At 40.9% G+C, this 14,673-nt stretch carries 14 protein-coding genes; 12 read left to right on the top strand and 2 right to left on the bottom strand.

Annotated elements, in window-relative coordinates:
• Positions 1 to 14: 14 nt before the first annotated feature.
• Positions 15 to 614, bottom strand: a complete 600-nt coding sequence (locus FKG96_RS18050; protein ID WP_149105768.1) for an FMN-dependent NADH-azoreductase — start codon at positions 612 to 614, stop codon at positions 15 to 17.
• A 123-nt stretch (positions 615 to 737) separates the two neighbouring features.
• Here FKG96_RS18050 and FKG96_RS18045 point away from each other — a divergent pair, with 123 nt between their 5' ends.
• The 7 genes from FKG96_RS18045 (at position 738) to FKG96_RS18015 (ending at position 10,242) form a co-directional block, all read left to right on the top strand.
• Entirely contained in the window at positions 738 to 1,103 is a 366-nt protein-coding gene (locus tag FKG96_RS18045) for a helix-turn-helix domain-containing protein (protein WP_149105767.1), read from the top strand.
• Positions 1,104 to 1,139: 36 nt separating this feature from the next.
• On the top strand, positions 1,140 to 1,469 hold the full coding sequence (locus tag FKG96_RS18040; RefSeq protein WP_149105766.1) for a hypothetical protein: 330 nt from the start codon (positions 1,140 to 1,142) through the stop codon (positions 1,467 to 1,469).
• 306 nt (positions 1,470 to 1,775) lie between these two features.
• Positions 1,776 to 2,366, top strand: a complete 591-nt coding sequence (locus FKG96_RS18035) for an RNA polymerase sigma factor (protein ID WP_149105765.1) — start codon at positions 1,776 to 1,778, stop codon at positions 2,364 to 2,366.
• Positions 2,367 to 2,437: 71 nt separating this feature from the next.
• Positions 2,438 to 3,376 carry a FecR family protein gene (locus tag FKG96_RS18030; protein ID WP_149105764.1) on the top strand — a complete coding sequence of 313 codons (939 nt, stop codon included), beginning with the start codon at positions 2,438 to 2,440 and terminating at the stop codon, positions 3,374 to 3,376.
• 161 nt (positions 3,377 to 3,537) lie between these two features.
• On the top strand, positions 3,538 to 6,894 hold the full coding sequence (locus FKG96_RS18025) for a TonB-dependent receptor (protein WP_149105763.1): 3,357 nt from the start codon (positions 3,538 to 3,540) through the stop codon (positions 6,892 to 6,894).
• 27 nt (positions 6,895 to 6,921) lie between these two features.
• Positions 6,922 to 8,547 (top strand): RagB/SusD family nutrient uptake outer membrane protein, encoded by a 1,626-nt coding sequence (locus FKG96_RS18020; protein ID WP_246860299.1) that lies wholly within the window; start codon positions 6,922 to 6,924, stop codon positions 8,545 to 8,547.
• 51 nt (positions 8,548 to 8,598) lie between these two features.
• Positions 8,599 to 10,242 (top strand): alpha-L-fucosidase, encoded by a 1,644-nt coding sequence (locus tag FKG96_RS18015; RefSeq protein ID WP_168204572.1) that lies wholly within the window; start codon positions 8,599 to 8,601, stop codon positions 10,240 to 10,242.
• Positions 10,243 to 10,531: 289 nt separating this feature from the next.
• Here FKG96_RS18015 and FKG96_RS18010 read toward each other — a convergent pair whose 3' ends face one another.
• Positions 10,532 to 10,846 carry a helix-turn-helix domain-containing protein gene (locus FKG96_RS18010; RefSeq protein ID WP_210421314.1) on the bottom strand — a complete coding sequence of 105 codons (315 nt, stop codon included), beginning with the start codon at positions 10,844 to 10,846 and terminating at the stop codon, positions 10,532 to 10,534.
• Positions 10,847 to 10,976: 130 nt separating this feature from the next.
• Between FKG96_RS18010 and FKG96_RS18005 the strand changes: the two genes are divergently transcribed.
• The 5 genes from FKG96_RS18005 to FKG96_RS17985 all read left to right on the top strand — a co-directional run bounded on the left by FKG96_RS18005 (position 10,977) and on the right by FKG96_RS17985 (position 14,639).
• Positions 10,977 to 11,354 (top strand): nuclear transport factor 2 family protein, encoded by a 378-nt coding sequence (locus FKG96_RS18005; protein WP_149105760.1) that lies wholly within the window; start codon positions 10,977 to 10,979, stop codon positions 11,352 to 11,354.
• 19 nt (positions 11,355 to 11,373) lie between these two features.
• Complete coding sequence (locus FKG96_RS18000) at positions 11,374 to 12,138, top strand: MBL fold metallo-hydrolase (RefSeq protein WP_149105759.1); 765 nt, start codon at positions 11,374 to 11,376, stop codon at positions 12,136 to 12,138.
• A gap of 24 nt (positions 12,139 to 12,162) precedes the next feature.
• Positions 12,163 to 13,059, top strand: coding sequence for an SDR family oxidoreductase (locus FKG96_RS17995; protein WP_149105758.1), 897 nt, complete (start codon positions 12,163 to 12,165; stop codon positions 13,057 to 13,059).
• 7 nt (positions 13,060 to 13,066) lie between these two features.
• The gene (locus FKG96_RS17990) at positions 13,067 to 13,531 is read left to right on the top strand and encodes a hypothetical protein (protein ID WP_149105757.1); all 465 of its coding nucleotides are present in this window, start codon (positions 13,067 to 13,069) and stop codon (positions 13,529 to 13,531) included.
• Between the two features lie 235 nt (positions 13,532 to 13,766).
• The gene (locus FKG96_RS17985; protein WP_149105756.1) at positions 13,767 to 14,639 is read left to right on the top strand and encodes an AraC family transcriptional regulator; all 873 of its coding nucleotides are present in this window, start codon (positions 13,767 to 13,769) and stop codon (positions 14,637 to 14,639) included.
• The last annotated feature ends 34 nt before the right edge of the window (positions 14,640 to 14,673 follow it).

The following is a 14,673-nucleotide window of genomic DNA, read 5'->3' as shown; positions in this document are numbered from 1 at the left end:
TGTTCCTAGATTGTTTATGCTATAACAATACTTTCAATTCCTTTCCGTATAGCATCTTCCGGGCCCAGTATTGCTTGGGCGTCTGCCCTGAAAACATTGGCCACTTCAACTCCCATAAGTTCAAGGAAAAACCGGACATAATTGGTCGTAAAATCGAAGGCCTTCAATTCTCCTTCCGTATATATTCCACCGGATGAAGTTACTATATACGCAATTTTATCTTTCAGTAATCCTTCCGGTAAAGCTCCTTTTCCTGTATAACGGAATGTGAGCCCGGGTCTGGCGATCTGGTCAAAGTACGCTTTCAATGTTGAAGGGATATTCCAATTGTACATCGGTGCTTCAACTATTAAAATGTCAGCTTCAATCAGATCAGTAATGGCCCGATCGGAAATGGCTATTTCACGTTGCTGCTCATCTGTTCGGTTTTCAGTAGATGTAAAGAAGGCATTTATATGGGATTCGCTTAAATGCGGAATTGTATTGAGATCGTATTCCTTAATTTTCACATGCTGAAATTTTTCCTTTAATTTTTCAGCCACTTTTTTTCCCAGCATTCTACTCGCAGAATTAGCTTTTTTCGGACTTGAAATTATGTGCAATATTTTTTTCATTTCTTTACCTCTTTTAAAACAGGGTGTTGCAAAATTAGCTATATTAGCTAACCGAATTATAGTAGTTACATTAAAGTAAGTAGTAACTTTTAGGTTAGTTGCTAAAAGAAAAAACAGAAGGGAATGGCGGTAAATAAATTGGAATATTCACAGATACAGTGCAAGAATCGTTTGTCATCAACTGAAGATGCTTTATATGTTCTTGGCGGCAGGTGGACAATAAGGGTGATGATTGCAATTTTAGGGGGACATACCAGGTTCAACGATATACAGCGTACTTTAAAGGGTATTTCCGCAAAAATGCTGTCAAGTGAATTGAAAAAACTGGAAGTAAATCTTTTAGTTGAAAGAAATGTATATGCCGATCAAACGCCGGTCGTCGTAGAATATATACCTACCGAATACAGTAAATCATTAAAAGATATCATTACTGCTTTAGCTCAATGGGGAGCTCAGCATAAAAGGAAAATCACATCTGACGGTAGTTGATATTAAGGCGTTTCTCCCGGTACGCTCGGGTTATTAATGGATCCTCAACACCCGATTTTTAATTCATTCCCGACGGATTTACATACGAACTGTCAATGGTTTTCGATCATAAAAGAAAGTAATCCGTTAAATCTCAGCTTAACGGCACATCGTTACCGACCCATTATACAGGTAGTCGATAATCTGGAACGGAATCATAAATTGGGGTTGATTTTCGAGTTTAAGGTAGGTGATGGAAAGTTGCTGGTGTGCATGTCGCGGCTAGATAAGATTATGCAAAGGCCGGAAGCTAATCAGCTTTACAGATCCATACTGAAGTATATGGAGGGAAGCGACTTTGACCCGAAGGAAAATATCGCTCCCTAAAAACTGACCGAACTGGTGGGGATACTTTAGTATCGGCTCAGACGGATATCATTATTTATAAGAAACAAATAAAAAATAAACCGGAAAGTCACTCAAAGTAACGTTGACTTGGTTTCATGCCCTTCGTGTCCAGATTTAAAGCGAGATCTGGAAATCAATATTCCGTCTTTCTTGTTTTTACGGCATGTATCGCGTTTATGTGATGCGGTCTTTCTGATCTATTTGCATACGTAAACTTTATGTGTATATTTGACATATAAACCGAAATTTCTGTGGACCTAAGAACAGTTTGGAGATAAATGGGCTATGGCATCTAACAAAATAACTAAAGATGTTTTGGAAGCTATTAGCTGTGGAAACCATAGCGCGTTTAATCTGTTCTACAAGGTTTATCACCCCGTAGTTTTACGTGTAGTTAAGCGGTACATTAAAACGGAGGATTTGGTTGGAGATGTTGTACAGGAAATTTTTGCAAAAATTTGGACTGAAAGAACCAAACTTATCGACGTTTTATCGCTTGAATCTTACCTATTCATCGTCGTGAAAAATTATACACTCAACTATTTACACAAGATTGCAACAGACCTTGCCCAACAACAACAAATTTTAGCGCGTTTCGAATCGGGTATCAATAGTGTTGACCAACATGTTATTGATAAAGAATATCAAGTAAAGCTTCAGGAAATACTCGATCGATTGCCGGCACAGACAAAACGGGTGTTTGAGCTCTGTAGGGTTGAAGGGAAAAGTTACGAAGAGTCTTCAAAAATGTTGGGCGTTTCCAAAAGTGCCATTAAAAAGCACATGATTCGGTGCGTAAGTACGTTAAAAAAGTATCTACAGCATGATTTACATTTACCCCTCGTCCTGTTTCTGACCCTGGAATCTATTTTATAGAAAAGTAAAAAAAAATGAAAAGAGGGGTGGCCTGTTTTCAGCTTTTTTTGTCTTTACTTCTATAAGCAATTATGGAAGACCTGGATTTTTATAAAACATTAATACATCGTTACCTCAGTGGAATTGCCAATAGATCTGAAGCAGCACTATTTTTTAGATTATTGGAATCCGGCGAATTGGACCCCTTGATAGCAGATCAATTAAGGGATGATCTGAACCGGGAACTCGCTACTATTCGTAGAAGAAACAAGCAAAGGATACGCTGGCAAGTTGGTGTAGCGGCAAGTATACTGCTAGGTGTTACTTCTATGTGGTTTTTCGTGCGCCATAACGAGGCGCCAAAAGCGGAGCCTACAAACCTGGTGTCCATTACAAAAGAGGTTGCTTTAGGCCGGATCGATTCCGTTTTACTTTCGGATGGGACAAAAGTTTGGCTCAATGCCGGTTCAAAAATAGAATATCCCAAACAATTTGACGGTAAAGAGCGAAAAGTTAAAATAAGCGGGGAAGCATTTTTCGATGTGGCACACAATACAAAGGTACCCTTCATGATAGCAACGGAACAAAAGCGGGTCAAAGTCTATGGAACTTCCTTCAATGTAAAGTCGTATAAAGATGAAAAATTCACGGTTGCGGTAAAAACCGGTAAAGTGGGTGTAAAAGACGTAAATGATGAGAAAGAATGGCTGCTAACCAGAAATGACCTGATTATCTATAGTGAGAAATCAAAAGCACGTGTATTAAAGAACCAAAATCTGGAAACCGTATTGGCATGGAAACAGGGGGACATTGTTTTTGATGGCAACAGCCTCGCTGATGTCCTGCCGGCCATCCAGAGAAAGTACAACATTAAAATTAAGTTAAGTCGTCCGGATATTGGAAAGCTGCAGATGATCGGCCGCTATAAAAATACGTCATTAAGTACACTTTTAGAGGCCATGAAGTTTTCCTTAAATATTGGGTACGAGAAAAAAGGGAAGCTTATTTTAATATCGATGCCTGATCGCTAACTAATATATTAACATTATAAACCGTATTAACATATGTAGACGCACATTAAATTTAATGGCCGCTATTTTAGAAATAGCGGCCATCGTGATCCGTCGCTGTTGCTTCTTTCCACAGGCACAACAGTGACGCTGTTCAATTTTTGATCAAACAATCTAATATAATGAAAAAAACTAATCAACGGAAACTTGTACTTATGTCGTTTGGATTCGGATTGCCTTTATTTTTGATCTGTTTTTCGTTTTCCGTGTTAAAGGCAGAGATTGCTCTTTCTCAAACGGCAGCTTCCAAGAAGGTTTCTATAAACCTAAAAACCGATCATATTCAGAAAGCTTTCAATATAATTGAAAAGCAAGCAAACGTCTCCTTTACCTATAATAAGGAATTGCTTTCCATACCGTTGCAAATAACCCTTAACGTCAAGGAAGCTTCCTTGAAAACCATCTTGGAAGAAATCGGCAGGCAAACTAAACTAGATTTTAAAGAAATTGATGGAAATGTAATTGCTGTTAGATACCAACCAAATTCGCTCGGGGAAAAACAAAAGGCTACCCGCCAAAATATCGTTAAGGGGTCTGTCGTCTCGGCAGGCGATGGGAATCCGCTACCGGGCATCAGTATATATGTAAAAGGAACAAGCATGACCTCCGTGACTGACGAAAAGGGGAACTTTATCTTGTCTGACGTTTCCGGAGATGCTGTATTGGTTTTTACCTATATCGGCTATGAGAAGCAGGAAATATCCGTAAATAACAGGGAATTTATACACGTTAGATTAGTCGAGTCTTATACAGACCTGGACGAAGTGGTGGTAGTGGGATATGGCACGCAGAAAAAGGTGAATCTAACCGGTTCCGTTTCGTCCGTTTCTGCGGCCGACATTGAAAACCGACCCATTACTCAGGCCTCACAGGCACTTGCAGGTTTAGCAACGGGAGTCTCGGTTTCTCAGAGTGCGGGGCGTCCCGGAAATGATGCGGCTTCGATACGGATCAGAGGGCAGGGTACCTTTTCGGGTGCAGGAAACGATCCGTTGGTGCTGATTGATGGTCTGGCCGCTTCGATGAACGACATCGATCCCAATAACATAAAGAGTATTTCAGTGTTAAAAGATGCTGCTTCAGCCTCCATATATGGTACGCGAGGTGCAAACGGGGTTATCTTGATCGAAACGAAGCGCGGTACAAGTGGTCGCCTTCGCGTTTCATATAATAATACTGTTGGCTGGCAAAAGGTGACAGAGCTCCCCGATTTTGTCGGCTCGGCCGAATATGCGGAACTTTTCAATGAAGCTAACAGTAACATGGGACAGGCTTTAAGCTATACGGCTGAAGAGATTGATAAATTCCGGTCGGGCGTCGACCCTGACAATTATCCAAACGTGCCGCACCTGAAAAACCTGTTGTCTTCCGGCTCGGGCTTTCAGATGAATCACAATGTTTCTTTTTCCGGCGGTTCGGATAAGAACTCGTATCTGTTTTCTTTTGGCTACCTGGATCAGGATGGTGTTGTTGCCAAAAATAATTATCGCCGTTATAACTTCATGCTAAATTCGGATAGTAAAATATTGGATGGCCTTACGCTGAAGGTCAATATGACGGGTAATAGTGCACAAACCGACGAACCAAGGCAATTTGATGGCGAAATGATGAACATGATCGGTTTCGCCGTCAGGCAAGGACCTATTTATGCGGGCAGAAAGTCCGACGGCACCTTTGGTTATCAGGACAATTACAGCCCGGAAGCATGGCTTTCGAGCGAATCTTTCGTGAATCGTGCAAACAAATTTTTTTTAGGAGGGGCAGAGCTTGCCTGGGAAATAGTACCTGGTCTTATCTGGAGTGGTAAGGCAGGATATAATTATAATAATTTTACGAACAATAGTTTTGCGTCTGATTTTATTTTTGATCAAAATAAGCGGGTTGGTCCGAACAATCTGACCGTTAATTCAGGCGACAACTCGTTATTAACGCTTCAATCGTTACTACAGTTTAACCGAACGTTTGGGAAACACGCAGTCAATGCATTAGCGGGTTACTCGGAAGAGAAATTCCGCTCAGACTGGACCACCGCGTTCCGCGACGATTTTCCGAGCAATCTATTGCACGAGCTAAATGCAGGCTCATCTGCCAATATGCAATCGTCCGGCTCGGCTGCCGAATGGGGCTTGCGCTCGTTTTTTGGCCGGGTAAACTATATATTGGCAGATCGTTATCTTTTTGAGGTGAATGCACGGTACGACGGGACTTCCCGCTTTCCCAGCGAAGGGCGTTGGGGTCTGTTTCCTTCTGTTTCTGCCGCTTGGCGGATCTCGGAAGAACCTTTTTTCAAGGATCATGTAAAAGGCGTCGACAATCTGAAATTGCGCACCTCATGGGGAACCTTGGGAAATCAGAACATTGGTAATTATCCCTATCAGAATGTATTGAGCTTGGGCAATAATTACCCGATCGGCGGTGTACTGCTCCCGGGTGCGCGCTTAACTACCTTGGCAAACAGCGATATTACATGGGAGACAACAGAGGTAAGGGGAATCGGTCTCGATTTTTCGCTTATGAAAGGAAAACTCGCCTTCGTAATCGACTATTTTGATAAGCGTACACGCGATATTCTATATAATTTGACGGTTTCAAGTGTATTGGGATTGACACCATCTGAGGTAAACGCCGCCTCTGTACGAAACAATGGGTTCGAATTCCTGATGGACTATCGTACCTCTATCGGAAAGTTGAATATCGGCTTTAGTCCGAATTTTACCTATACTAAAAACCGGGTAACAAAATTGGCGGATGGTCTAACCCAAGATATTGCAAAGAATTTGTTTGTGGGGCAACCGTTGGGAGCTATTTATGGATATGTTGCCGACGGCCTTTTCGTTGACGAAAACGATATTGCAGCCTATCCGACGCAACCTTATGCCGCGCAACCCGGTTTTGTTCGATATGCCGATATAAGTGGCCCCAACGGCACACCCGATGGAGTAGTGGATCCGGCAAATGACCGAACGATTATCGGCAATACCGTACCCAAGTTTAGCTATGGTGCTACCCTTCGGTTTGATTACCAAGGTGTGGATCTGTCTGTTCTACTTCAGGGATTGGCTGGTTTTGATCGTCAGATGGGTTCTTATCAGGCATTCGCATTTTATAATGGCGGACAGATCCAGCGGTGGCAGGCCGAAAATAGATGGAGGGCCGAGAGTCCGGATAGAAATGCGGAATATATCAAATTGACCAGTCTTAATATGGGGTCCGGAACGATTATGCCTTCGACATTTTGGAATCGGAATGCAAGCTTTCTTCGCCTGAAGAATATTCAGTTGGGGTACTCTTTCCCGGAGAAAATTACCAGAAAAATGCGATTGGATAGATTACGCATTTTCTTTAGCGGACAGAATTTATTTTCCCTCAGCAGCTTTTATCAGGGCTGGGATCCGGAGATGGGGCAAGGTACAGGTGATAACACACCCTTTTATCCGATAACCGCCGTGTATACTTTTGGATTGAATGTTAATTTTTAACGATCGATAATTCTTATCATGAACATAATGAAATTCATCACATATTTTAGCCAAAAGTGGTTATGCTACTTGCTTTTGGCCACATGCACATTTCTTGCAGCATGCAACAAGGATTTTTTCGACAGACAGCCCCTGGATGCGGTCTCGGATGCTACTTTTTGGAAGACAGAAAAAGATGCACTGTTGGCATTGGTGGGTTGCTACCACAACGGGTCAGGCTGGAAGGGAGAGGATTTCTGGACTCCGAGAAGTCTCCTGTACCTAGATCTGATGGCCGGTAACGGATCGGAAAAGGAGCTGATACCGGATAGAGTAACGGATGGTACGTTAAACTCGGCCTATTGGGTAACCGAAGGCTATTGGAAGAATTCCTATCAAAAGCTGGCAGCCTGCAACAACTTTCTGGATCATATCGGCGAAGTGCAAATGGATGAAAGCAAAAAAGCCGCTATGATAGCTGAAGTCAAAACGTTAAGAGCTTATGAATATTTCAATCTGGCGCTTTATTTCGGAGGGGTTCCTTTGGTTACCAAGGTATTGAGCATCGAGGAAGCAAACAACGTTATCCGGGCATCGCGTGATGAAGTTTGGGATTTTGCAGAAGCAGAGCTGATTGAAAGTGCGGCAGTTCTGCCGGCAAGCAGACCTGCAAGTGAACAGGGGCGGATTACAGCGGGTGCAGCATTGGCCATCTTGGGCCGTTTGCAAATGGCCCGTCAAAAATGGGCGGAAGCTGCGGAGAGCTATAAAAAGATCATAGCGTTTGATGTTTATCATATTTACGCTGACTTTACCAAGTTGTATTCGGCCAGTAACGTGGCCTCCGGTGAATTTGTGCTCACTTCACAATATCAGGAAGATGTATACGGACATGTTTTGCCCCAATACCTTTATCCGGAAACTTGGGGAGGATGGCATCAGTTTTCTCCCTACAATGAATTGGTGAAGGCATTTGAATGCACAGACGGAAAACCGATTGGCGAATCTAGCCTGTACAATCCATCTGATCCTTACGAAAACAGAGATCCACGCCTCGATTATACCGTTTTGATTTCTGACAGAAGCGTGTTCAAGGGGCAGACCTATATTGCGCGCCCCGGCACCACCTCGCCGGATAGGTTTAATCGATATAACTGGAGTGGTTACTGCATACGGAAATTCATGGATGAAAGTTTCGATGGAAACCTGATGAATTTTGGGGGTAACTGGGCTGTTATCCGTTATCCGGAAGTTTTATTGGGTTACCTTGAATCTAAGCTGGAAGCGGGCGACCCTATTGATCAACCGCTTTTGGATGCAACGATCAATTTGGTGAGGGGACGGCAGAATGTTGCCATGCCGAAGATTACCGTTACGGGTACAGACACCTTGCGGTCGGTGATAAGGCGGGAACGTCGGGTTGAATTTGCATTCGAGGGCTTACGGTATTTTGATGTGCTGCGATGGGGTATCGCTGCACAGGAACTTAATAGGCAGTTCACGGGAATGAAATTGACCGATAACCCGGCTGAATATAAGGATTTTCCCGTAGATGGTGAAGGTTATCTGATCTATCAACGACGCAACTTCAAGGCGGGTGTGAATGAGTTATGGCCCATTCCCTTATCTGAACTCCAGATCAATGGAAATCTTACGCAAAACACGGGCTACTAATTTGTATTGTATCGCACTTCATGCTATTAAAAAATAGGTTAAGATAAAAAAATGAAAAGAAGAACTGTAATAAAAACCCTGGGAATGGCTATCCCTTCACTTTGGTTGAGTAAATCTATAGCCGGATCAAGCTTTAATACGTCGCATACCCATGCGCCGATAGCGAAAGTCGATTTTAAACCGGAATGGAAGTCGCTAGAGCAGTACCAAGTTCCCCATTGGTTCCGTGATGCGAAGTTTGGCATTTGGGCACATTGGGGACCGCAGTGCCAACCTGAACGAGGTGACTGGTACGCACGAGGGATGTATCAGGAGGGAAGTGATCAATATAACTACCATGTGCAAAAGTACGGTCATCCGTCGAAATTCGGATTCAAAGATGTGATCAATGAATGGAAAGCAGGTAAATGGGATCCTGAAATGTTGTTGGATCTTTACAAGCGGGCAGGAGCTCAGTATTTTGTTGCTTTAGCCAATCACCATGACAATATGGATCTCTACGACAGCAGTCACCAACCATGGAATGCTACGAAGGTGGGACCAAAAAAAGATTTGATGGCGGGCTGGGCAAAGGCAGCCAAAAAACGTGGTTTACGTTTCGGTGTTAGTGTTCACGCTGCACATGCATGGACCTGGTACGAAACAGCTCAACGTGCAGATAAAAAAGGCCCTCTCAAAAATATTCCCTATGACGGAAAAATCACAAAAGCTGATGGCAAAAATAAATGGTGGGATGGCCTTGACCCGCAAGACCTCTATGCACAAAACCATCCCTTAAGTGAAAATAGCGGAGACGATGGAATGATTCATCGCCAATGGCATTGGGGCAATGGCGTAAACGTGCCTACCAAGAAGTATTGCAATAATTTTCACGACCGGACCATTGAGCTTATTGATAAGTACGAACCTGACTTAGTTTATTTCGATGATACGGCACTGCCTTTATGGCCGATAGACGATGCCGGTTTAAGGATTGCAGCTCATTATTACAATGTCAGTCAGCAAAAGCACAATGGCGAATTGGAGGCGGTAATCAATGGGAAAATCCTTGACGAGCAACAGCGGAAATGCATGGTTTGGGATATTGAGAGAGGGCAAAGTAATCAGATAGAGAAGGAGCCTTGGCAAACATGCACTTGTATAGGTGCTTGGCATTACGATCGGCGCATTTATGAAAATAAAAGTTATAAAAGTGCCAAAACGGTAATCCATATGCTAGCTGATGTGGTAAGTAAAAATGGAAACCTCCTTTTGAGCGTGCCGCTAAGAGGGGACGGTTCCATTGATTCGGAGGCCCTCAAAACGGTGGAAGGGATTGCTTCCTGGATGAGCATAAATAGCGAGAGCATAATCGGTACAAGGCCTTGGACTGTTTTTGGAGAGGGGCCCGCTATGGAAAATGCTGCACCTTTGTCGGCGCAAGGGTTCAACGAAGGCAAAAATAAGCCTTTTACCGCTGAAGACGTGAGATTCACGATCAAAGGAAATGTATTGTACGCCATTGTAATGGGCTGGCCTGAAACAGGAAGTGCCTTGATCAAAAGTTTAAAGAAAGATAATTACCGAGCTAATAATGTACAGCTTTTAGGTGTAAAAAATAAGGTTAGGTTTGAGCAAACGGCAAATGGTCTGGCGGTGACGTTTCCCGACACTATTGATAAAAAGCGACCGGCTTATGTGTTTAAAATCACGTGAAAGCGTAAAAGAAGAGTGTTGCGCTATATGAACATATAAGCTTAAGATTAGATTAGACGCCCCGTAAAGCAGGGCGTCTAATAAATTTAAAGTATTATAAGAGCTGTCGACTCCTATAACCAACAATATGTTGGTAAAGTAGGATTTTTAACATGTTTACGTTACTCATTGTAAAATGAAGGGATCTTACTTGTCTGCACTTGTTATATACGACACCTTGTGTCATGGTAGATTTTTTCATTTCGAAAATATTTCAATACTAGTTGCAAACTATGGTCAACAAGCTTCGTCAAACCAAGTTCTCCAATCCGAACTGAGCCAGTTGATCCACAATTGGCAAAGTTTTCAATCCTAATTCGGTGAGCCGGTATTCTACTTTCGGGGGAATTTCGGGGAAGACTTTTTTGCTGACTAATTTATTCTCAACAAGCATATTCAATTCTTGTATCAGCATTTTTTCACTGATACCAGTAACAGCCCTTTTCAATTCACCGTACCGCATTACACCGTCGTTGATTTGGAACAATATCATTAATGTCCATTTACCACCTAGTAAAGTTAACGATGCTCTAACAGGGCAGTTATCATCGCAAGGTGGATTCATTTTTAAGTTTTTTTTCATTGATAATCAATAACTCTAACCATTTGGTAAGTACCAAACTATTAGGTAAGTACTTGTGCTAAGGTAAGTATTAGAGTACTTTTGTACAAATATTATCTTAGAATAAAGTGCGATGACACAGATAGAGATTAACAAACAGATAGCTATTACTGCTTACCAAAGAATTTTTGGAGATTTAGATATTACCGGAGTGGATGAATTGATGAGTAAGGAGTTTATACAGCATAATCCAACCCTTCCTGAGGGACCTGAAGGCGTAAAGGCAGTTGTACAAATGCTTGTCGCGCAAGGAGTACCAAAACAAAAAGTTGTATTTAAACACGTTGTGGCAGAAGACGATATAGTTATCCTTCATTCCCGTACGGAGATGGCGGGAAAAGAATGGCGGTTTATCGATATATATCGTATTGAGAATGGGAAGTTGGCTGAACATTGGGATGCAATGATGCAGATGCCGGATGCACCGGCAAATCACAACCCTATGTTTTAATTTTAAAATCGTACTATAAATGAAAATTCAGCAAATACGAAATGCCACACTCCTTGTCGAATATGCGGGAAGAAAAATTTTGATAGACCCAATGCTGTCTGACAAAGGAACATTGCCTGCGTTTATTCCGGCTAAAAATTGGACTTTCAAAAAAAATCCTTTAAACGATTTACCTTACCCTAAAGAAGAAATCATCAAAGATGTTGATTTTGTGTTTGTGAGTCACCTGCATCCAGACCATTGGGATAAAGAAGCTATTCGTATTTTGCCTAAAGGGGTTAAAATATTTGTCCAGGATCACACCGATAAATCGAAAATAGAAAAGTCAGGTTTTTCTAATGTTGAAGTTCTTGGTGAAAATTCGTCATTTGGCGATATAAAGCTGAGGAGAACAAAAGCCCAACACGGGAAAGGCTATATTTTGAAAATTGCAGGATATGTTTGCGGCTTAGTACTAAAACACCCAACAGAAAAAAAACTGTACATAGCAGCCGATACCGTTTGGTACGAAGGCGTCCAGGAAGCCCTTGATAAACACCAACCAGAAATAATTGTATTAAACGGTGGCGACAACCAATTTGCTTTCGGTGGACAGGTCATTATGAATAAAAATGATATTTACGAAGTCCATAAGGCGATTCCGAATGCCACAATTGTGGTAAGTCACATGGAAGGCGTAAACCACAATACGCTTACGCGAAAAGAATTAAAGGAATTTCTTTCTGAAAAAGGAATAACCGATAAAGTGAACGTTCCTGAAGATGGAGAATCATACACATTTTAATAAATTAAACATAAAAATAGAAAAATGAGAATATTAGTATTTGGAGCTACAGGCTCGCAACAATTCAACGTGATAGGCGAAGCAAAGAAAAAAGGTGCGGAAGTAATTGCTGCGACAAGTTCGGAAAATAGTTTTGAAAAGTTGGCTCAGGCAGGAGCAACGCCGGTTTTGGCAAATTTAGCTGATGGCGATAGAATTAATGAAATCACTAAAGGTGTTGATGCAATTGCCTTTATGATACCTGTATCGCTTCCCAATCCTTCTGATGGTTTGCAATATTCAAAGAATGTCATTGATGCAGCTAAAGCAAATGGCGTAAAAAAAATTGTGTGGAATACAAGTGGCTGGTTAGAAACCAAAAAGATAGGTTCTCCGGTAGATGATGTGAAATTGGATGTTAGAGACTATTTAAAAAATAGCGGTGTGGATTATGTAATCATCGAACCAACCATTTATATGGAAAATATGATGGGGCCATTTTGCGCTCCTTTCATCACAAATGAGAAAAAATTAGCTTATCCTACACCAGAGGCAATGCCCATTGGTTGGATAGCTTCCAGAGATGTGAGTGCTTTTGTGGTTGAAGCTATTTATAATGAAAATTTAAAAGCAGATAGTTTTAAGATCAGCGGATTAGAAAATTTAAAAGGCAATGATTTGGCTACAGCGTTTTCTAAAGGTACAGGCGAAAAAATCGTTTATTATCCGCAGAAGCCGAAAGAATTTGGCGATATCTTAAAGCCAATGGTTGGTGAAGCGGGAGCAAACAGCGTTGCAGCTTATTATGAAAATCTTCAGAACGCAACTGAGTATCCTTCAAAATTCAATCCTAAAATGAACGAAATCTTAGAGAAACTTCCTGTGAAAATGACTTCTTTAGCAGAATGGGCAAAAGAGAACAAGAATTATTTCATCAAATAAATTGCGTATGGACGCAAAAGAAGTTGCCTCGTACTTTGAAGCATTGGGAAACGAACTCAGCAAAATTTTGATTTTGACTTTTCTTTCATTGCCACTTTCATGCGGATCAGATCAAATTGGGCAAACAATGGATTACATCGCCCACTCTAATGGGGATACGGTTTATCTAAAATTAACAAGATTTCAAGAAAGTTTCTACGGTAAACTTCGGATTGAAGGGCGTGGCAATACAGTGGTTTCGGGTGATGTAAGGGGAAGAATTGCCATGGATACCTTGATCGGAGATTTTTACTATCGTCCTTATCAAGCAAAGTTTAAGAAGAGAAGAGCATATGTATTAATTGATAAGAAGGATTCATTGTTACAGGGAACAGGCGCTGAATCTGTATATATGGGTATTCCGTCTTTTATTCCCAGTTCAATTTCCTTTGATGATCCAAAATATATTTTCTATCCAACTTTTGCAGAGTAACTTATGTTAGTATCAAAGAAAATGCGAAGCTAATTGGCAGCCAGGAATATTTTACGCTTCACATTTAATGGTGCTTTTGTCATAGTTTACTTGTTTTTTCGATTTTATTAAGATCAACAATTTTTGAGCAGACAGGTGTCTGTCGATGTCTCAACCTGCATAGTTGGATGATATAAAAGTAGAAATGAAATTGCGTGATTTCGGTTTTATATTTAATAATAAAAGAGAGAAATAGTTGAAAACGATAAAATTTAACAAGACAGGATGTGGGGTAGATTTTCTGCTCAACGTACTTCCTTCTGATGAAGTCGGTGAAGCATATAATAGTCAAAAATTGTTTAATACAGATTATTTTGAAATCATTTTTATCAAGAAAGGGAACGGTCAGCTTACACTTAACTACCAAAAAATAAATATCGAGGACAACAGTATTATTTTTATTTCCCCTTTTCAAAAACGTCAATGGGGTCTTAATGAAGATAATCTGGAATTTACGTCCTTGGTTTTTCAAGAAGATTTTCTAAATGAATTTTTCTCTGATAAACTATTTACTTACCGTTTATCGTATTTCTATCAGTTGGAATTTCCACTAAATATGCAGGTTGAGAAAGAAAACATGGATATGTACTGTGTTTTGTTATCAGAAATTAAAGAAGAATTACGGAAAACCAGAATAGATAGTGTGCATATCATCCGTTCCCTGATCTATTACCTTTTACAGAAATTGAACAGGGTGTATGCCGAAACGCATCGCTTATCATTAAAAAATCAAGATACCAGTTATGCGTTTCAATTCAAAAAACTGATTGAAACAAATATCGAACATAAACAGCGAATCAGCGATTATACAGAACTCATGGGTATCAGTCGTATTACCCTAAACAAATCGGTAAAAGAGCAGTTCAATCTGACAGCAACGGATTTGTTAAAACAAAGATTGCTAATAGAAATCAAAGATTACCTCATCCATTCTGAAATGACTATTTCTGAAATAGCTTATAAACTCCATATTTCGGAACCCAACCATTTAATGCGTTTTTTTAAGAAGCAAACCGGGATGACAACCCGCGAATTTTTAGCCGATTATCAAAATGGTATTATTTCGTAATGGTTTGGTATAATGGGTCAGGACGGTGTTTGCT

Origin of the sequence: Olivibacter sp. LS-1, from assembly GCF_008245145.1 — a bacterium.
In the GTDB taxonomy this organism is placed as follows: domain Bacteria; phylum Bacteroidota; class Bacteroidia; order Sphingobacteriales; family Sphingobacteriaceae; genus Olivibacter; species Olivibacter oleidegradans.
The sequence above is the reverse complement of the archived record's forward strand: the minus strand, read 5'-3'. Positions and strand labels throughout refer to the sequence as shown.